Genomic DNA, 18,774 nt, shown 5'->3' with positions numbered 1-18,774 from the left:
CTCTTCAATCCAGCGCGGCCGACCCAACCCCCAAGGTCGACACTTCAGAACAGTCACTTCCCGGACCCGCCAAACCCCAGCCTAGAACACCACTCCTCGCCGTCTCTTGACACAGAGGGGTGCCATGAGCGGACGCCGCCCTACCGCCTCCGCCGGTCGATGTCCGATTCACGCTTCTCCCCCGGCGCACCGGATGGTTACGGCGGGAGATCCGTTGACCGGGCTCGAACCGGCGTCCTCCCGGTCCCTAGCCGGGTGCTCTACCACTGAGCTACAACGGGTCTCCACGCGCGCCGACGACTGGGCTCGAACCAGCGTCCACCCGGGTAAGAGCCGGGCGCTCTACCACTGAGCTACGACGGACACGGATCATGCTGCCCGATCACGGTCTGGGGTGTCCACCCGGTTCGGGCAGGCCGCTGACCACGACATCCGCCGGAATCAGCGACGACTCTAGGCCGCCCTTGATATTCCCTCCGGAGAACGCCTCGGCGGCACGCAGGATGGACGCCCACACCGGGTCCACGATCGAGACCCCGTGCACCAACTCGGGCGTCGCTCGGAACGTCCCGACGGCGCCTTGCGCCCTTGGCCCCGACCAACCCGACAAGACCGGGTCGACGCCGCCGTCGCCGCACGCCGCCTCCACGTCGGCACGGGTGCAGGTGGCGGTGCCGTCGAGCACGTCCCACGGTAGCGGCAGCCGCGCCCACACGCCGACGTCGGGGTGCAGGCCGCCGCCGGTCGACCGATGCCATGCGGCGAGGTCCGCCGCGATCAGCATCATCGACTTACCCGGACAGGAGGCGTCCAGCAGCGCGAGGCTGCCTGCGGCGTCGAGCGTCGCGATCCACGCCGCCCTCGCGGCGTTGTACGCGCCGCACAACAGGTTCCACGTGGACGAGTCGTTACCTCGCCGCACGACCATGGTCGCCTGGTCGAACTCGCTGGCCGACCACACCCGCTTGAGCAAGGCGGCGACCTGGCGCATCGTCGTCCACCATCGGCCCAGCAGCTCACCCCGCTGGGCGTCGGCCAGCCGGGCCAGCACGGACGTCGTCGGATATGCCTGCGCGATCATCCACCAATCCGTCGCAGAGTCGGCGGCGCAGCGTTGGAAAAGCAGGTCCGCGATGTCGTCGTACGGGTTGTCCCGCCCCGCCAGCGTGAACTCCCGCCGCAGCTTGCGCTTGGCGGTCAGGTACGCCACGAAGCACCCCGCCCACGGATCAGCCAGGAACGCGCTCCGGTCAATGCCCGCCGCGAAACCGGCCCGAGCGACCATCGTCAACTGCCGCTTGGCCTGCTCGACCGCCAACCGGTCGGCCTTCGCCGAGAGTCGCTACGTCACCCGGAACCGCCTGTTGTACTGCCGCTTCGACAACTCGACCCCCACCGCGGCGCGGGCCTCGCGGTTCAACCGATCCCGCAGAAAGTCCAACCGCCCCGGATCGACCGCGCCCAGCGATTCGCTCAGAAATCCAGCAGCGAAGCTGGGTCGTCCGGGTCGACGCCGCCGTTTCGAAGCTCGAACAACCGCATTGCCGCGTCGACCTGACGAGCAGCACCGACCGGCCTCGCGAAGTCCGCCGACATGGAACTCCACCCGTTCCACCGCGCCGCGGCACGGGCCGCCCGCCCCAACGCCATCCGCTCACGAAGCCCTAACTGGCCGCCGACGACCCGCAGCACCAAATGAGCGATCTCTTCCGGCCGACGCCGCTCATCCAGCGACCCGTGCAACGCGACCAGCGCATCCTCCGCAGACATCTCGGCGATTGACATGACGGGCATGCTGGCAGGCACGACAAGACCGAGGCAATCCGATTCACCACTGCGCCCTGGCACCACACCCGGGCGTGCCCAACGTCGTTGACATGATGGACTGGTGACCGAACCGGTGTTTCGATACCACCCTGATCCCTTGGCCACCGGCTCGGCAGTGCGCATTCAGCACGAATGCAGCGTCTGCGGTCAACTTCGGCAAACTCGCTACGGGGACCGATCTACGGCAGACAGCCCGAAAGCCTTTGCCTGCACTGTATTTACTAAGAAGGCGTTTCACATTTGTGTTAGTCGGGCGGGTTGAAGGTGCGGCGTTGTTGGCGGGTGGCGGATGCGCCTCGGGTGAGGCGGTGCAGCATGCCGCCGATGACGGCCAGCGGATCATTGCCTCTGAGGTGCCGGGATGGGTTTCGTAGTCGCGGGCCAGGCGGCGGTGGGCGGTGAGCCACGCCAGGGTCCGCTCCACGACCCAGCGGCGGGGGTGCACGACGAAGCCTCGCTGGTTAGCGGGTTTGCGGACGATCTCCAGGGTGGTGCGCAGTAGGTCCCGGGTCCAGTCCACCAGGCGGCCGGCGACACCGGTGTCGGCGATGATGTGCCGGATCGGGGGTGGCCGCGTAGGTGGCGAGCAGGGCTCCTTTGGCGCCGTCGCGGTCCTGCCAGGAGGCGGCCAGGACCCAGACGGTGACCAGCAGGCCGAGGGTGTCGGTGACGATGAACCGCTTGCGGCCGTTGATCTTCTTGCCGGCGTCGTAGCCGCGGGTGGCGCGGGGCACGGTGTCCGCGCCCTTGACGCTCTGCGAGTCGATGATCCCCGCCGTCGGCTCCGGCTGCGGGCCATGCGCCAAGCGCACCTGCTCGCGCAACTCGGTCAGGATCCGCTCGGTCACACCCCGCTCGTTCAGCCGCTTGAAGTGCGCGTACACCGTCTGCACATGATCAGCTCGCGACAGGTTTCGATGCGTTTCGGTAACAAGCTGAGCTACATCAGTATGAAGAACATGGAGCTCACCCGGCTGCTGATCTAGCCGGCGAGGATCCGGGCGACGGCGGTGCTCAGCACGCGTACGCCGCGGGTCGAGCCCGCCTCCAGCCCGGTCAGGTCGCGCACCCGGGTCAGCCGGTAGTCGAGCGTGCGCGGGTGGATGCACAGCGCGGCCGCGGTGTCGAGCCGGTTCATGTCGTGCTGGTAGTAGGCGTCCAGCGTGGAGACCAGGTCGGGGCCGGCGTCGAGTTGCGCCGCCACCACCTGGAGCCACTGCCCGACCTCCGCCAGCCGGGCGGCGCCCAGCTCGGCGAAGACGTCGGTGACCGTGTACGCGTGGCGTGGCACGGCCCGCACCGGTGCGACCTCGCTGACCTGCCGGGCCAGCGCCACCGCGTCGCCGAACGCGCGCACCCGCCCAGGCGCGGTGCCGGCCGCGCACGGCCGGCCGGTCATCGAGGCCACGTCGCGGGCCAGCGCGAGCCCGCGCTCGACCGCCGGCTGCCGGCCGCCCGGCGAGCTGGGGATCAGCGCGACCACCTCGTGCGGCTCCGGCCAGCTCAGCGGCATCCAGTGCGTCTTCAGCAGCGCGCCGGCGAACTCGTCCCGCGCCGCCTGGTCCGGCCCGGGCGACCCGCCGGCCACCCGGACCACCGTCGCGACGACGTGGTCGGGGACCGGCATGTGCAGGCCGCGCGCCAGGTCGGTCGCGCTGTCGTCGCCGGCCAGCAGCATCACCGTCAGCAGCCGCACCTGGGCGACGGTCGCCAGAGTGCGCCGCTGCCCCTCGATCCAGCCCCGGGTGTACGCGCCCTGGGCGGCCAGTCCCGCGGGAGCCAGCCAGGCGAGCGTGTGCATCGTCGCGGCGATGTCGTTCGGGCCGGCCGCCTCGTACACCTCGCGCAGCGTCAGCCGGGTGTGCACGAGCAGCACCTGCCGCTGCGCGGTCAGGGTGAGTCCCTTCTCGCCGCGCTGGCGGCCCATCGCGGCCATCAGGTCCAGATCCTGCACGTGGAACGGCGCGCTGTCCGCCGCGAGGTCGACCGTGCGCTGACGGAGGAAGACCGCGAAATCGAGCATCTCCGACCGCACCCGCGGCATCACCGCGAGGTTGCGGTATTCCAGCAGCTCCTCCTGGTAGGCGTCCACCGCCCGGCGGGCGTTGTCGGCCACTCGCTGCCGCCAGAGGCTGAACAGACCGCCCATGCCGGTCAACGGTAATCGATGCGTTCCGGCCACGCCGCCCGGTTGACGCGGACCGGACAGCCTTGCGGACATTCGCAAGAACCGGGGTACGCCGGCGACCCGGTTCTCCCAATGTCACGAAGACCCGGCCACCGGCACCCTGGAACGCTTCGCCATGGACGTCAGACGACGGCCCGGCCGGGTCGGGCGCGACCAGGTACGCGCCCCGGCATCCGCAGATCGCACAGCATTCGAGAGGTGGTTCTGGTTATGACATGGCGTAGTCGACCCTCCGCCGGAGCACGATCCGGCATTCTCCGCGCATCCAGTCTGCTGTTGGCCGCGACGGCGATGCTCGCCGCGTTCATGGCCGCACCGTCCGCGGCGGTCGCGGCACCCGCGCCGAGCGGCGATGCGGCTGTCGCCGCCATCCGAGCCGAGCGGGCATCGGCGAGCTCCGCCGGCACGTTGAGCGTCACGACGTCGACGGCGGCCGCCGCCTCACCGGCGAAGGGCGGCGGTTTCTCGGTGATGTCGGGCTCCTGCCCGTACGCCGGGCAGTACATCGACCCGTGGCTGATCGTGTTCCAGGGCTGCACCCTCACCGGCCAGCCGACGACCGCGGTCAGCGCCCGGTGCTCCAACGGGGCCACCCTGGGCCCCGTGCACGTGCCGCCCGGCGTCTACGACATCTATGTCGACTGCTACCCGGCGTTCTTCAGCTCGCTCACGTTCATCTGATCGGCCCACCCGGCACGGATCCCGTTGCGGGATCCGTGCCGGCGGTGCCGGTCTCAGGGCAGCGCGTCCAGGTGCGGGCCGACCGTGTTGGCGAAGCGGTTGCCGTTCGTCACGTCCCAGTTGACCGACCAGGTCATCGCGCCGCAGGACCGACAACGGTCGGCCGCGTCCGTCGACCGCGAGGTGGATCTTCGTACTCGGCCCGCCCGCGGGATCGACCGATGCCCTAAAGGACCGGGTGGACACGGCCTGCGTGTTGGCGCTCAGCACATTGTCCAGTCCTCGACAGCCAGGACCAGTTCTTCAGCGCGGGCAACCGAGATGCTGTGCTGTTCAGCAACATCCGCCAGCACTGCTTCCTCGCTGACGTCGACGTTGTCCTCGGTTGCCTGGTTGAACTCGGCGTTGAGCACATAGGCCTGCTCCGAAGGCACCTGGCACTCATCAGGCTGCGACAGCTTGTCGCGAACGACGGCCTGATGCAGCCGGTAGCCCTGCCACGAAGCGGCGTCTCCGTTGGCGGCGTCCGTCCAGCGCCCCTCGGGCGCCCATTCGAACACCGCGTAGCTGGGCACCACCTCACGTCGGTCGTACGTGACAACGATTGACAGCGCCTGCCACCCCTGCCCTCGATGGCTCTCCACGATCTGCGTCGCCACGTCGATGACCTGCCGGCCGTCGACGGGAAAGACGCGTAGCTCGACCCGCAAGGCCAGACGGCGAGCGCCGGATCCGGAGCTGACGTCCCGACGCTCAAAGGTGTCGAAGACGGGTAGGCGCTGTCCAGGCGTCGGTAGCCGAGACGGCTGTGCGGGGGCCGTGGCCGGTTGGCTAGGTAAAGCGGTGGTGCGAACCGGCTCAGGTGTTCGGGTACTTGGTGACGGCGTCGGTCCGGCGGCAGAGACAGTCGGAGCGGATTGAGAAGGTGACGCCTCGCCGATGATCAAACCGACAGCGGCAAGAGCGCCCACACCGACACAGCACATGAAGAGTCCACCAACGACTACCACTGACAGGACGACTCCCACCCTCACGCCCGCCCGAAGCTGGGCAGCCGGAACCACCGGCTGCACCGAGGACCGCCCAGCAGACGGCGACGCGTCGACTCCGGGCGGATGCTGAGCAGATGGCTCCGACGAATCAGGTGTCTGCTGCACGGCGTCTCCAGTGAGAGGGCGTACGACAATTGTCGTGACCGCCGCAGCCACATACGCTCCGCCGAACAGTGAGACAGTCACCCCAGCCGAACGACTCACTGGTCGTCGAACGTCTACCCCGACGAAGCTCCCCAGCACGAACCTGCGACTTCTACAGCTGCCGGTTCCGCGCCTCCAGGCTCCTCCGTATCGGCTACCGTGACCGCGGGGTGTGTTGCCAGGCCAGCCCTCGTGGGAACGAGGAGATTTGAACCCAGGAGAACCTCATGCCGAGCCTCGTTCAGGGCTTGTCATTGCTTGTCAAAACCCCTTGACCCCCAGTAGTCCGGTGGCCCAGCGGCATGCTCAAGCACGTTTGTCCCAGGTCGCCGACAGCGTAAACCAGCCGAGTAGAGGGATCGTCGCAACACTCCCCCCGGCAGCCCTGATATCGGCCGGGCTGTTGCTGTGACGGAGCACGAGACATCGATCCTGCGGTACGGGCGGTCGGGTTCACCGGTTCCGAGGCCGGCGGTAGGGCGCTGGTCGATTTGGCCACCACCGGGCGACCGGATGCGATCCCGTTCTACGGCGAGCTGGGTTCGGTGAACCCGGTGGTGGTCACCCCGGGCCGCCCACGTGGCTGGTCCCGCAAGCACGTGGCGGCGCGCCGGCCGCGGATGTCGGTGAGCCGCACGGAGCAGGAGCAGGGCTCGGCCGGGGTTCCGACTTGTCGGGGCGGAGACGGCCACGGGCCGCAACTCGACGGTGAGGACGACGGCGACACCACAGTGGATGGCGGCGTACGAGCGGCCGTTTACGCCGGGGCCGCAACGGCCTCCACGGCGAGGAGCCCTACCAGGACGACCAACTTTACGTCACCCCGGCGGCGAGAGGGGTCGCTCCACCGAGCAGCACCCCGACGAACGCGCCAGGCAGGGGTCGCCAGGCCCACCGTCCGGGTCTGGTCGAGTGCCGGGACCAACGCTTCCGAGGACAGGGCAGTCCGGTATCCCCCGCTTACGGCGGGTCGACGCGCCTCGCGACCGTCGTGTCGGCCAGAGTTGGCTGGAGATCAGCGCATCGAGTACAACAGCTAGGAAACCCAGCCCTCGCCACGCTTTATCCGCTGCTCGAGGGCACGGTCGCGGGCGACCCGACGGGCAAACTCCGGATCAACGAGTTCGACGTCAGGACCAGCACTTACACCGGTCGGCGCTGGACCTACGCGCTCGACGCCGCCGACCACGCCATCGGCGACGCGATCATGGTCGGGCCACGAGCACGGTCGTGATCAGCGCGACGGCCACCGCCAGGCTCAGAGCTAGGAGCACTCCGGTAAGGCGGTGATGGGAGGCCGGGCTACGGGCGAGCGGTTGCTGCAGCGCCGTCCACGTCGTCGCACCGAACAGCGTCAGCGTGAGAACCACGATAATGATCATGGGCTGACCAAACGTTAAGGACTGGTCTTCTTGAAAGTCCCATCGACGGAGCGGGAAGGCCCACTCCGGCAGGTGAACTTTGGGCAAACGAATGAATGTTGAATGGATGTCTGGGGCACCACCTGTGCAGACACTCAAGACGATGTGCGAGGTGTGTGATGACCGAACCCGCAGCCAGTGGCGGTATCGTTGACCCGGAGATCGCCTTGCAACGCCAGGTCGAGACGCTGAAACAACGATTCCCGGATGCTGACGGGAGCGAGATCTCCGCCCTCGTGCACGAAACGCACCAGCGCCTCAAGGACGGGGCGAGCATCGACTCGCACCTGGTCGCCCTCACCGAGAAGCAGGTGACGGAGGAACTGCGCGGCGGCGGTGGGACCGTTCACATCCGTAGCGACAACACGGCCTGAGTAGAGACACGAGAGTGATCGGCCGGTGGCCTGTCGCCGCCGTTCGACATTCCCGCAACGGGTCGCTGTGGTGGTGGACACGAAGCCGTTGCTTGACCGTCGCTTGCGGCCGGATGCGACGTAGCGTTGAGGGCTGCCCAGGGCCGGTCCGCATACGGCATGCCTGGTCGACGCCGATCCGCGAGACGAAAATGGTGAACGCCGGGTGCCCGTGACGAGTGAACCCCAGGTGGTCGCGCTACCGCCAGCTCCCGCACCGACGATCCCTGCGGTCTTCCGATCCGCCTCGACCCCGGCCCGCCGCACGCTTGTCGACATTCTCGACGACTCCGTGCGCGCGCACGCCGACGCAGATGCGCTCGACAGCGGTGCCACCACAATGACGTACCGAGACCTGGCCGACGAGGTCGAGGCGGTCCGGAGGTCGCTGGCCGGGCACGGCATCGGTGTCGGCGACCGCGTGGGCGTCCGCATCTCATCCGGCACGGCCGAGCTGTACCTGGCGATCCTCGGCGTTCTCGCGACCGGCGCCGCCTACGTGCCGGTCGACGCGGACGATCCCGAGGAACGCGCCGACCTCGTCTTCGCCGAGGCGGGAGTCACGGCGGTGCTCGGGGACGGGCTGGCGGTGTCTGTGCGTCGTACCCCCGTGGGTCGGGTCGGTCGGCCCGGCCCGGACGACGACGCCTGGATCATCTTCACCTCCGGCTCGACGGGCACCCCGAAGGGGGTGGCGGTCAGCCACGGGGCGGCGGCGGCTTTCGTCGACGCCGAGGCGCGGTTGTTCCTCGTCGACGAGGCGAGCGAGGCGATCGGCCCGCGGGATCGGGTACTGGCCGGGTTGTCGGTGGCGTTCGACGCGTCCTGCGAGGAGATGTGGCTGGCGTGGCGGCACGGCGCGTGTCTGGTGCCGGCCGCGCGGTCGCTGGTCCGCAGTGGCGTCGACCTCGGTCCCTGGCTGGCCGAGCAGCGCATCTCGGTGGTGTCTACGGTCCCGACGCTCGCCGCGCTGTGGCCGGTCGAGGCGCTGGAGGAGGTCCGGCTGCTGATCTTCGGTGGGGAGGCCTGCCCACCGGAACTGGCGCAGCGCTTGGCCGTCGAGGGCCGCGAAGTCTGGAACACCTACGGGCCGACCGAGGCGACCGTGGTCGCCTGCGCCGCGCGGATGACCGGCGAGGGACCGGTCCGCATCGGGCTGCCGCTGGCCGGCTGGGAACTCGCCGTGGTCGACGGGTCCGGCGCCCCGGTGGCGATGGGCGAGACCGGCGAGCTGGTCATCGGCGGGGTGGGACTCGCCCGCTACCTGGATCCGGACAAAGACGCCGAGAAGTTCGCGGCGCTTCCTGTGCTCGGCTGGCAGCGGGCGTACCGCAGCGGTGACATCGTCCGGGCGGAGCCCGAAGGGCTCCTGTTCGTCGGCCGCGGTGACGAACAGGTCAAGCTCGGCGGACGCCGAATCGAGCTGGGTGAGATCGACGCCGCGCTGCAGGCGCTGCCCGACGTCGCCGGTGCCGCCGCGGCGGTGCAGCGCACCGCCGCGGGCAACCAACTGCTGGTGGGGTACGTGGTTCCGCACGAAGGCGTCACATTCGATGCCGCGGCGGCGGCGCTGCGGATCCGTGAGCAGTTGCCTGCCGCGCTCGTGCCGCTGCTGGCCGTGGTGGATGCGCTGCCGACCCGGACATCCGGCAAGGTGGATCGGGCCGCGCTGCCGTGGCCGCTGTCCACCCCCCAGGACACCGCGGGTGAGCTGACCGCGACGGAGGAATGGCTCGCCGGTGGTTGGGCGGAGATCCTTGGCGTACGTCCCACCGAGGCCGATGCGGACTTCTTCAATCACGGCGGCGGGAGCCTGAACGCGGCGCAACTGGTGGCGTGGATCCGGCGCCGGCACCCGCGGGTGTCGGTGGCCGACATCTACCTCCACCCGAAACTGTCGCGGCTTGCGGCCGTGCTCGACGCGCTCGACGCCACGGCGGCGACGCGCCGGGAGGTCCGGCCGACGCCGAGGCGTGCCGGGCTGATCCAGGCCGCGATGTTGGTGCCGATGCTCGCGCTGGTCGGGCTCCGCTGGCTGACCGTCCTGGCCGCCCTCGGCAACGTCCTCGCCCTGCTCGCGCCGGCACCCTGGGCACCTGTTGTCTCGTGGTGGTGGGTGGCGCTGGGCTGGCTTGTGCTGTTCAGCCCGCTGGGCCGGATCGTAGTGGCCGCCGCAGGAGCGCGACTGCTGCTACGCGGGGTGCGCCCCGGCAGCTACCCGCGCGGTGGTGGCGTGCACCTGCGGCTGTGGGCCGCCGAGCGCCTTGCCGAGCTGACCGGCGCCACAAGCGTCGCCGGGGCGTCCTGGATGATCACCTACGCCCGGGCTCTCGGCGCGCAGATCGGGCCCGACGTCGACCTGCACTGCGCGCCGCCGGTGACCGGCCTGCTGAAGCTCGGCCGCGGCGCGGCGATCGAGCCGGAGGTCGATCTGTCCGGCCACTGGGTGGACGGCGACGTCGTCCGCGTCGGCAGGGTTCGCGTCGGCGCCGGCGCCCGAGTCGGGTCCCGCAGCACCCTGATGCCCGGCGCTCGGATCGGCAAGGGCGCCCGCGTCGCCGCGGGCTCGACGGTGGCCGGCGCCGTACCGGCCAACCAACACTGGGCTGGCTCACCGGCCGCAGCCGCAGGTGCCAAGGATTCGGACGGGTGGCCCGGGCAGCGTCCCCCTCGATCGCGGACGGGTGCGCGCCTCTGGCCGCTCGCGTACGCGCTGACCTCCCAACTACTGGGACTGGTTCCGGTGGTAGCCGCCCTGCCAGCGCTCGCCCTGCTCGGCTGGACGCTCGCCATCCGACCAATGGTCGGCGCTGTGCTGGCCGCCGTCGCGGTGGCGACCGCCGCCTATGTCGTGGGCTATGCACTGCTGGTGCTCGGGGCGGTCCGGGCGCTCAGCATCGGCCTGCGCGCCGGGTACCACCCCGTGCAGGGGCGGGTGGCGTGGCAGGTGTGGACGACCGAGCGGCTGATGGGGATGGCGCGGGTGGGGCTGTTCCCGCTCTACGCCAGCCTCTTCACGCCGGTGTGGTTGCGGCTGCTGGGCGCCAAGGTGGGGCGCGGGGTGGAGGCTTCCACAGTGCTCGCGGTGCCGGCGATGACCACGGTCGCCGACGGGGCCTTCCTGGCCGACGACACCATGGTCGCGACCTACGAGCTGAGCCACGGGTGGCTGCGCGTCGCTCCGGCCCGCATCGGTAAGCAGGCGTTCCTCGGCAACTCGGGAATGGCGGCGCCCGGACGTTCGGTGCCGAAGCGCGGCCTGGTCGGAGTGTTGTCGTCGGCGCCGTTCAAGGCGAAGAAGGGCTCGTCCTGGCTCGGCGCGCCGCCGATGCCACTGCGCCGGACCGTGGAAGCGGCGGACACCAGCCGCACCTTCGACCCGCCTTTGCGGCTGAAGCTGGCCCGGGCGGCGATCGAGCTGTGCCGGATCGTTCCGGTGATGTGCGCCGGTGCCCTGGCGATCGGTGTCCTGGCCGTACTCGCGCTCGTGTGGCGGACCGGCGGGTGGTGGGCGGCCGCGCTTGCCGCCGGGCCGGTTCTGCTCGGCGCGGCGATCATCGCCGCCGCCATCGCGACGGGGGCGAAGTGGCTGCTGGTCGGACGCTTCCGGGTCACCGAGCGCGCGTTGTGGACCTCCTTCGTGTGGCGCAACGAGCTCGCGGACACGTTCGTCGAGGTCCTCGCCGCGCCGTGGCTGGTCCGCTTCGCGACCGGCACGCCGCTGCTCACGGCGTGGCTGCGCACGCTCGGTGCGAAGATCGGTCGGGGCGTCTGGCTGGAGACCTACTGGCTGCCCGAGTACGACCTGGTGCGCCTCGGCGACGGCGCGACGGTGAACCGCGGTTGTGTGGTACAGACCCACCTGTTCCATGATCGTGTGATGAGCATGGACGAGGTGACACTGGGCGCGGGGGCCACGCTGGGCCCGCACGGCATCGTTCTGCCGGGCGCGAGTATCGGCGCGCGGACCACCGTTGGGCCCGGTTCGCTGGTGACCCGCGGCGACGCCGTGCCCGGCGACAGCCGGTGGCGGGGTAACCCGATCACCACCTGGCCTGCGCCGGCTTCGCGGCCGGCATGAATCCGAAGGCGTCGACATCGCGCGGTGCCACGCCCGGCGCTGATCGCTCCGGCGACTCGTACCTGCCCGAGCACGGCAACGGCGGCTACCGGGTGCGGCACTACGACCTCGACCTCGACTATCGGGTCGTGTCGAACCGCCTCGGCGGCCGGGCGGACATCACCGCGGTGGCCGTCCAGTCGTTGTCCCGGTTCACTCTCGATCTGGGTCGGCTCCGCGTTCAGGACGTCCGGGTGGACGGGCGCCCGGCGAAGTACCTGCACCGGCCGAACAAACTGGCGATCAAACCCGAGCGGCCGATCGGCGCCGGGGACACGTTCCGGGTGGAGATCCGGTACGCGGGAAAGCCGGTGCCCATCTCCGGCCGCTGGGGCGAGCTCGGATGGGAGGAACTCACCGACGGGGTGCTCGTGGCCAGCCAGCCCAACGGGTCACCGTCGTGGTTTCCGTGCGATGACCAGCCCGGCGCCAAGGCCACCTTCCGGGTGGCGGTCACGACCCCCTCCCCGTACACCGTGCTGGTGACTGGTGATCCGGTGCTCCAGCGGCGGGGTGCGGGCGGCACGACCTGGGTGTACGAGCGGCGCGAGCGCACCTCGCCGTACCTGATGAGCGTCCAGATCGGACGCTACGACCTGGTCGACCTGGCTGTCGGTGACGTGGTGCAGCGCGCGGCGGTTCCGCCCGCGCTGCGCCGCAACGCCGCCCACGACTTCGGCCGGCATGGCCAGATCATGTCGGCGTTGCAGCGGCTCTTCGGGCCGTACCCCTTCCGCGAGTACGTCGTCGTGGTCGCCGACGACGACCTCGACGACCCGGTCGAAGCGCAGGGCATGGCGGTCTTCGGGCGAAACCACGTCGACGGACGGCGCACGCACGAGCGGCTGATCGTGCACGAGCTGGCCCACCAGTGGTTCGGCAACAGCCTCACGGTGGCGGACTGGCGGCACATCTGGCTCAACGAGGGCTTCGCCACGTACGCCGAGTGGCTGTGGTCCGGCGTCTGCGGCGACCAGCCAACAGACGTCCTCGCCGCGCAGTGGTACGCCTGGGTCGCGGCTCGCCCGCGAAACGTCGTCGTCGCGGATCCCGGCGTCGACCGGATGTTCGACCCGCTTGTCTACAAGCGTGGCGCGCTCGCAGTGCACGCCCTGCGCAAGAGGGTCGGCGACGAGCCGTTCTTCGCGCTGCTGCGAGCCTGGGTCGCCGAGCACCCACACGCGACGGTGACGACCGAGCAGTTCCGGCTACACGCCCAGCGCTTCGCCCGCGAGCCCCTGGACGATCTGTTCGACGCCTGGCTCGATAGCCCGGCGCTGCCCCCGCTACCTCGCTGAGCACAGGACGGGACCATGACGCGAAAACCGGATGCCGGTCCCGGAGGACCGACGCAGCCGTCTGCGGCTGGCCGGCAGTGCCAGGACCGGCACCTCGAAGGTCAGGGCCGGAGCCACCAGGGGCTGGTGTAGGCCACCGCGAAGTCGTTACACGGGTGGCCGGCTGGGCCGGGGGTGCCGTTGGGCAGGGACGGGTCGGAGATTCGGAGCACCACCCAGTCACCGTCGGTGATGTCGAGCGGCACGGTGAAGTCGGTGACCTGACCGTTGACGGTGTCGACGACGTCGACGACGGTCGGCGCCGACGTGCCCGGGCGGAGGACCTGGATCCGCAGGGGCTTGCCGTCCCAGGCCGAGCCGCGGTCCAGATCCAGCAGGAACCGGACGTCGCCGGAGGTCACGTTCAGCACCCCGCCCATGCGTACACCGTTGGCGGTGGCGTCCACCCGTAGGCCAGAGACACGGGTGGCGAAGGAACGGCGGGCGGCCATCGCCTCGAACACCGCCGCGCGGGTGTTCTCGGCGACCCACAGGCCGCTGCGGCCCTTACCCTCGTGGAAGCCCCACGTGGTGCCGTGCTCGTCGGTGACACCGGTCAGAGCCGGCCGCCAACCAGCGTTCAGGCACGCCACCAGCGGCGACGTCACACCCGATGACCAACCCTCGAAGAGGAAGTCGTCGGTCCGATTGAACATCTCCAGCCCCACGAGCTGATCGCGGGCCGAGGCGTTGAAGGAGAAGTTGTTGAACCGGCCCGCCTCCCGACCGGGGTGATTGAAGCTCGCCAGACCCCCGGGCCGGCCGGTGAGCCAGTTGTACAGGCTGCCGGGGCTGCCGGCCCGCAACAGGTCGGCGAAGTCGGAGGTGTTCCAGACGTTGATGTGCCCCTGCAGCGGATGCGACCACTCGAACCCGCGGATCGCGGTGAACTGGCCCGGGTCGTTGGCCGCGTTGGCCAGGTCACCGGTGGTCCGCCACTCGGACGAGCTGAGCCCTTCAATGGCAAAGAGGGTGGCGTGATCGGTCAGCGCGGCGACGTCCAGACCGGCCTCGCGCATCGAGGCGAACGCCGCCTCGGCGCTGCCGTCACCGTCCGACATGACCGTGTGGTTGTGCATGTCCGCATGGACCAACGTCGTGCCCTGGGTGATCCGGGATGACCGGCCGGCGCCGACCGCCGCGGTCGGGGCGCCGGCCATCGTCGTGTTGGCCGCCCGGGCCGCGGACGGCAGCGCGGCCAGCATCAGGGTCCCGCCAGCACCGGCCAGCAGCGCCCGCCGGCCGAAGCCCGCGGGAACCTCAACCTGGCCGTACGGCACGTCGTCGTCGGATCCGTGGTCGTGATGGCAGTGGTGCGGGTGATGTCCAGTCATGGCTATATAAAGGTTCGTGGATCTGGCCGAGACGTCACAACCGTTCGTCGGTCATGCAAACACTGCGGTACACGTCATACCGCATCGGTCTGGCCTGGATAGGAATATGGTCCCCGTTCAGTGGCGGCGAAACCGGTGCCGGCCGCCGGGCCACCGTCCTCGGCTCGGTCCGCCGGCCTGCGCCCGCTCTTCGGCGCCCACTGCCGGGCCGTTCGGTCCGGGCGTCTGGTCCACGTGGTCCAGCACCTCAGCACGGGTTCGACGCGTCCCACGAAAGGCTCTAACCTGACCGTTCGGAAACCTGTGGGTAACGGAAGGTAACGCGATGAGCGACGCGACGGTCGACGTCGACACCACCACCGACGGCACCCTGGTCATTCAGCCGCACGGCACGCTGCACGCCGAGAACGCCGTCGAGCTACGCCAGACCCTCGTGCGGGTCCTTCGACGGATCCGCCCGCTGCGGCTGGTCCTCGACCTACATGACCTGCACGACCTGGACGGGATCAACCTCGGCACCCTCGCTACAGCCTGTCAGCTCGGCGACGATCACCAGGTCGTCGTCTTTCTCGACCACTCCTCCCCATCCATCGCCGAACGCCTCGCCGCCGCCGGTGTCCCCAGACACCGCCTTCGGCACATCGGTGTCCCCCTCCAAGGCCGACCCGACCTGAAAGGGTACGAGGCGAGAGATTCGACACTGGGCACAGACTGACGGGATCCTCCCGGGGCTGCTGGTCGGGGCCGTCGCGTACGACCTAACCGGTCACGGCAGCCGGCGGTGCATCCTGCGTCGCTGCTGACCCAATGTGAGGGACCGCCGAGGAGTGCGATGATCGGAGCACTGCCGGGACTACGGGAGCCTTCACTCACCATCGCGCGGTGCCGCCGCAAGCAGCCGCAGGGGCGCGACCTCGGCCAGCGGTTCGGCGTCAGGGCTGGGTACGGTGCGGGGCAGCAGCGCGGCGAGACCGGCGCGTGTGGCAGCCGGTCGGTACGAACGAGCTCGCAATGGGGGCCTGGTTGCTGCCGACCGTGCTCGGTCCGCCTCGTGCGAGGACCGTCCGGACAGGGCGGTCTCCAGATTGGTGAAATCGTCGTCGGTCAACGCAACCAGCGCCCGGCAGGTATGTACGGACGCGGCTCGCAGTGTCTCGGGACGGGTAGCGTCGCCGACAATCACCGGCAGACCCAACTCACGGGCGACACCAATGCCTCGGGCCGACTCCGCGCGGTCGACGACGACCACGGAGATGCCGACGGAATGCAGTTCTTCCAGGACCCTGGTGCCGATGTTGCCGAGTCCCACCAACACGACGTGGTTGTCGATCGGCTCGATCATGCCGCCAGCGGCGGACGCCAGCCGGGCGCGCACCAATGAGTCCACCACCAGGGCCGTGACGGTGGGAAGTAGCGCCACCCCGGTCACCTTTTCGGTGAGCGGTGCGGCGGGGGGTCGATCTCGGCGGCTCCCATCGCTGTCAGCAGCGTCAGATAGGTGGCCTCCGCGAGGCTCACGCCGCGGGTGTACGCCAGCAGGACGCTTGCCGCAGCGAGTAGCGCGACCGTGCCGATCAACGCCAAACGCAGATTTCGGCTGAACACCAAGCCGAGGGCACGAAGCAGGCGCTGCCTTCGACGCGGCGGGTCCATTCGCGGCCGCCCGTACGCGCGGACAAGTACCAGGTCTGCCGAACCTCCGCTGGAAGGACGAGCGGCTCGGAGCCGGTCGTGTCGGCCAGGCCGCAAACCACATCCGCACCGGCCGGGTCAACGGCACTGCGCATCACGCTACGCAGAAGCTCACCCTCGGGCAGCCGCAGGTACGTCGGCGTCGCGTCCCCGAGCGTGGCGGCAACGAACGCCGGTGCGGCAATCTCGGATCCGGAGAGTACGGCGCAGTCCCCGAGCATCGCGGCCACGCCCTCGCCGAGCACCGGGTTGAACAGTCTGACCACGAGCCGAACGTCGGGAGCCAGTTCCCTGGTGATCATGGCAGCGTCCACGTTGGTCACGCCGTCGACACCGACGAAGGCCACGGCCGCAGCCTCCCGAACCCCAGCCTGATCGAGCACATCCCCAGCCAGGCGACGGGCCACGATGATCTCCGGCTGTCCCTCCGCCACGCTGAATTCCGAAGCGAGGTCGGCGAAGTCGGGTACGTCTTTGTCGCTCGACGACGGTAGGACCACGGTGACCGCGACACCGTAGCGGTCTGCCAGTTCAGTGACCAGACGGCGAGCGACCGCCCCATCCCCACAGACAACAAACCGCTGCCGTGCCGGCTCTGCGGCGGAGCTCTGTCTGGTGTCTTCGGACACAGTCCCATGGCACGGTCCGAACGTCGCCCTGTTCGCCGCCGTCCTCGGGATGGGGATCGTCATCGTTGCACCCGACTACGAGGGGCTCGGCGACCCCGACCGGGGTGTCATTGAGGGGCACGGGTACTACCACCTGTCCAGCGAGGGCCAATCGATGATCTACGCAGCGGTGGCGGCACAGCGGTACCTCGGCACCCGCCTGTCCGGGCAGTGGGTGCCGGCGGGGTGGTCGGAGGGCGGCTTCGCGGCACTAGCCGCGGCCTCTTACGCCGAGGAGGCCAGCCAGGTCGACCCGGCCCTGGACTACCGGGGCACGATCACCCTCGCCCCGGTGCCGGACGTGCCGGCCATGAACCAAGTCCTGTGGCGCGACATCCGGGCCGCCGCCGGGTCCGGCCGGGAACCAACCGCGCACCAGATCGACCAGTTGGTGTTCGCCAACGCGGAGACGATCTACTTCACCCGGACACAGCGGCTCGCCGGCTACGACATCGACCCCGGGCAGGTGTACGGGCCGAACATGCTGCGGATCTACCAGGACAACTCGCGGGCCTGCCTGACCGACCTGAACCGGCTGGTCCGGCAGGACATCCTGAATTACCTGCGGGACGACCCGGCGCACCGCCTGGACACCTACCCAGGGGTACGCGGCGACGCACCCAACGCGCTACCCGAGAACCAGCGGTTCTACGCCGAGAACCAGGGACGGCTGGAAAACTCCACGCTGCCCGGATCGATCCTGTGGCTGTACGGCACCGACGACATCACCAGCCCGGCCACGGTCACCTACGCCACCGTCAACAAGATGCTGATCAACGGGAACGACATCAACCTCGGGGTGCCCGAAGGGGCCGGCCACTACGACGTGCCGGTCGACGGACTCCCGCTCATCGAGGCCCGGCTCCGGCAACTCTTCACCTGACCGGTGAAACCTGCATTCCGATGATCGCTCAAACGGCCCGCTGATCCGGGCCTCCATCACCGCCCCGAGCCGTCGGCCTACCAAGCTCTTCAACCACGACGCGACCATCCCAGCATCGGTGAAGCCCACGCGCGGCACTGGTGCTCGACGCGCAACGCCTGACACACCGCACGGGCAATGGCCTCGTAGACATCGCCCACGAGAGCTGCCGCAAGCCGGACGACCACATCGGTGTCACGCCATCCGCAACCGACACTCGAGATCACCGTGCCCGAGGGGTGCAGCAAGAGTTCGCGTGCGCAGGCCACTGTCCTCCATGGCGGTGCGGTCATCTTCGATGGCTACCTGCCGGCAGAGCATCTCCACAGATGCGCGGACTGGATGCTCGAATACGCCGGAGGCACCGACGCGACCGCGATCTATAGGGCTGCCCCAACATGATGACCCAAGCAGGAGAACCAGGCAGGGCGACGGGGCACTGACCAGGCAAGCGGTGCCCGGGAAGGGTTATTGAAGCTCGACGAGCTTCGGCGGGACCTCGTAACCGAGTTCATCCAGTCAGTGAGCGGCTCGCCGTCGGCAGCCGGCATCACAAGTACAGCCAGAACAGCCGATCGCGGCACAGAGGAGAACATGTCCTGTCTGCCAGAAATCGCCTGCCGTTAAGAGGTCCGCCCGCTACCACAAGGATGCGGATGCAGTACGCCTACCAGGCGATTCGCTGCGGAGGCAGAGAAGATCGGCTTTCAAAACCACCCGAGTTAGGGTTCCAGCAGGGCCTTACATGCCACTTCATCAAGCCAGAGCAATAAGTTGAGGGCTTCCGCAAGTCACTGACCTGCGGAAACCCTCTCACTGTCGGGACGGCCGGATTCGAACCGACGACCCCTTGACCCCCAGGCAACCAACACGGCTCTCTGACCTGCCGCCGTTCCCGGGCTAAGCTGCTGCGACGATCCTCAGCCGTGCATGTTTGTCCACCGGCGTCCGTCGTGGTCGTCACTCAGTTAGTCA

Annotated in this window: 16 protein-coding genes, 2 tRNA genes and 1 pseudogene; 7 read left to right on the top strand and 12 right to left on the bottom strand. The window is 69.4% G+C overall.

What is annotated here, in order from left to right; translation table 11 throughout:
* Positions 1-209: 209 nt before the first annotated feature.
* The 6 genes and pseudogenes from ABGB10_RS32650 to ABGB10_RS32625 form a co-directional block, all read right to left on the bottom strand.
* Positions 210-281: transfer RNA gene (locus tag ABGB10_RS32650), tRNA-Pro, on the bottom strand.
* A 10-nt stretch (positions 282-291) separates the two neighbouring features.
* Positions 292-362: transfer RNA gene (locus tag ABGB10_RS32645), tRNA-Lys, on the bottom strand.
* Between the two features lie 20 nt (positions 363-382).
* Entirely contained in the window at positions 383-1,318 is a 936-nt protein-coding gene (locus ABGB10_RS32640) for a hypothetical protein (RefSeq protein ID WP_347664828.1), read from the bottom strand.
* A gap of 155 nt (positions 1,319-1,473) precedes the next feature.
* On the bottom strand, positions 1,474-1,785 hold the full coding sequence (locus tag ABGB10_RS32635) for a hypothetical protein (RefSeq protein WP_347664827.1): 312 nt from the start codon (positions 1,783-1,785) through the stop codon (positions 1,474-1,476).
* 409 nt (positions 1,786-2,194) lie between these two features.
* Positions 2,195-2,624: pseudogene (locus ABGB10_RS32630) on the bottom strand (transposase); the annotation flags it as partial.
* Positions 2,625-2,809: 185 nt separating this feature from the next.
* Positions 2,810-3,976 (bottom strand): helix-turn-helix domain-containing protein, encoded by a 1,167-nt coding sequence (locus ABGB10_RS32625; RefSeq protein ID WP_347664826.1) that lies wholly within the window; start codon positions 3,974-3,976, stop codon positions 2,810-2,812.
* A 315-nt stretch (positions 3,977-4,291) separates the two neighbouring features.
* Between ABGB10_RS32625 and ABGB10_RS32620 the strand changes: the two genes are divergently transcribed.
* Complete coding sequence (locus ABGB10_RS32620) at positions 4,292-4,696, top strand: hypothetical protein (RefSeq protein ID WP_347664825.1); 405 nt, start codon at positions 4,292-4,294, stop codon at positions 4,694-4,696.
* Between the two features lie 263 nt (positions 4,697-4,959).
* Here ABGB10_RS32620 and ABGB10_RS32615 read toward each other — a convergent pair whose 3' ends face one another.
* Positions 4,960-5,406 (bottom strand): hypothetical protein, encoded by a 447-nt coding sequence (locus ABGB10_RS32615; RefSeq protein ID WP_347664824.1) that lies wholly within the window; start codon positions 5,404-5,406, stop codon positions 4,960-4,962.
* Positions 5,407-6,883: 1,477 nt separating this feature from the next.
* On the opposite strand from ABGB10_RS32615, the gene ABGB10_RS32610 reads away from it, so the two are divergent.
* Positions 6,884-7,126, top strand: a complete 243-nt coding sequence (locus ABGB10_RS32610) for an esterase-like activity of phytase family protein (RefSeq protein WP_347664823.1) — start codon at positions 6,884-6,886, stop codon at positions 7,124-7,126.
* Here ABGB10_RS32610 and ABGB10_RS32605 read toward each other — a convergent pair.
* Complete coding sequence (locus ABGB10_RS32605; protein WP_347664829.1) at positions 7,098-7,262, bottom strand: hypothetical protein; 165 nt, start codon at positions 7,260-7,262, stop codon at positions 7,098-7,100. The two genes, ABGB10_RS32610 and ABGB10_RS32605, sit on opposite strands and share 29 nt — an antisense overlap.
* A 170-nt stretch (positions 7,263-7,432) precedes the next feature.
* Here ABGB10_RS32605 and ABGB10_RS32600 point away from each other — a divergent pair, with 170 nt between their 5' ends.
* The 3 genes from ABGB10_RS32600 to ABGB10_RS32590 all read left to right on the top strand — a co-directional run bounded on the left by ABGB10_RS32600 (position 7,433) and on the right by ABGB10_RS32590 (position 13,144).
* On the top strand, positions 7,433-7,687 hold the full coding sequence (locus ABGB10_RS32600; protein ID WP_347664822.1) for a hypothetical protein: 255 nt from the start codon (positions 7,433-7,435) through the stop codon (positions 7,685-7,687).
* A 205-nt stretch (positions 7,688-7,892) separates the two neighbouring features.
* Positions 7,893-11,807 carry a Pls/PosA family non-ribosomal peptide synthetase gene (locus tag ABGB10_RS32595; RefSeq protein ID WP_347664821.1) on the top strand — a complete coding sequence of 1,305 codons (3,915 nt, stop codon included), beginning with the start codon at positions 7,893-7,895 and terminating at the stop codon, positions 11,805-11,807.
* Positions 11,804-13,144, top strand: a complete 1,341-nt coding sequence (locus ABGB10_RS32590) for a M1 family metallopeptidase (RefSeq protein ID WP_347664820.1) — start codon at positions 11,804-11,806, stop codon at positions 13,142-13,144. Before ABGB10_RS32595 ends, ABGB10_RS32590 begins: the two co-directional genes overlap by 4 nt.
* 101 nt (positions 13,145-13,245) lie before the next feature.
* Here ABGB10_RS32590 and ABGB10_RS32585 read toward each other — a convergent pair whose 3' ends face one another.
* Positions 13,246-14,517, bottom strand: coding sequence for a CehA/McbA family metallohydrolase (locus ABGB10_RS32585; protein WP_347664819.1), 1,272 nt, complete (start codon positions 14,515-14,517; stop codon positions 13,246-13,248).
* 325 nt (positions 14,518-14,842) lie between these two features.
* Here ABGB10_RS32585 and ABGB10_RS32580 point away from each other — a divergent pair, with 325 nt between their 5' ends.
* Positions 14,843-15,232: an STAS domain-containing protein gene (locus ABGB10_RS32580; RefSeq protein WP_347664818.1), complete on the top strand. Its 390-nt coding sequence runs from the start codon at positions 14,843-14,845 to the stop codon at positions 15,230-15,232.
* 150 nt (positions 15,233-15,382) lie between these two features.
* Here the strand turns inward: ABGB10_RS32580 and ABGB10_RS32575 are convergent, their stop codons facing one another.
* The 3 genes from ABGB10_RS32575 to ABGB10_RS32565 are packed head-to-tail and all read right to left on the bottom strand — an operon-like array spanning position 15,383 to position 16,838.
* Entirely contained in the window at positions 15,383-15,946 is a 564-nt protein-coding gene (locus ABGB10_RS32575) for an NAD(P)-binding protein (protein WP_347664817.1), read from the bottom strand.
* On the bottom strand, positions 15,943-16,122 hold the full coding sequence (locus tag ABGB10_RS32570; protein WP_347664816.1) for a hypothetical protein: 180 nt from the start codon (positions 16,120-16,122) through the stop codon (positions 15,943-15,945). The genes ABGB10_RS32575 and ABGB10_RS32570 overlap by 4 nt, the downstream gene beginning before the upstream one ends.
* On the bottom strand, positions 16,092-16,838 hold the full coding sequence (locus tag ABGB10_RS32565; protein ID WP_347664815.1) for an NAD-binding protein: 747 nt from the start codon (positions 16,836-16,838) through the stop codon (positions 16,092-16,094). The genes ABGB10_RS32570 and ABGB10_RS32565 overlap by 31 nt, the downstream gene beginning before the upstream one ends.
* Between ABGB10_RS32565 and ABGB10_RS32560 the strand changes: the two genes are divergently transcribed.
* Positions 16,825-17,760, top strand: a complete 936-nt coding sequence (locus tag ABGB10_RS32560; protein WP_347664814.1) for a hypothetical protein — start codon at positions 16,825-16,827, stop codon at positions 17,758-17,760. The two genes, ABGB10_RS32565 and ABGB10_RS32560, sit on opposite strands and share 14 nt — an antisense overlap.
* Positions 17,761-18,774 lie beyond the last annotated feature (1,014 nt).

It is taken from the genome of Micromonospora sp. B9E7 (assembly GCF_039871815.1).
Classification (GTDB): Bacteria; Actinomycetota; Actinomycetes; order Mycobacteriales; family Micromonosporaceae; genus Micromonospora.
Note: the sequence above shows the minus strand (reverse complement) of the source record. Positions and strands in the feature narration are given on the sequence as shown.

What these genes read in the sequence shown, in the direction of transcription:
- ABGB10_RS32585 (WP_347664819.1), bottom strand. Translation starts at nt 14,517, where the DNA reads ATGACTGGACATCACCCGCACCACTGCCATCACGACCACGGATCCGAC.
- ABGB10_RS32580 (WP_347664818.1), top strand. Translation starts at nt 14,843, where the DNA reads ATGAGCGACGCGACGGTCGACGTCGACACCACCACCGACGGCACCCTG.
- ABGB10_RS32625 (WP_347664826.1), bottom strand. Translation starts at nt 3,976, where the DNA reads ATGGGCGGTCTGTTCAGCCTCTGGCGGCAGCGAGTGGCCGACAACGCC.
- ABGB10_RS32590 (WP_347664820.1), top strand. Translation starts at nt 11,804, where the DNA reads ATGAATCCGAAGGCGTCGACATCGCGCGGTGCCACGCCCGGCGCTGAT.
- ABGB10_RS32600 (WP_347664822.1), top strand. Translation starts at nt 7,433, where the DNA reads ATGACCGAACCCGCAGCCAGTGGCGGTATCGTTGACCCGGAGATCGCC.
- ABGB10_RS32635 (WP_347664827.1), bottom strand. Translation starts at nt 1,785, where the DNA reads ATGTCAATCGCCGAGATGTCTGCGGAGGATGCGCTGGTCGCGTTGCAC.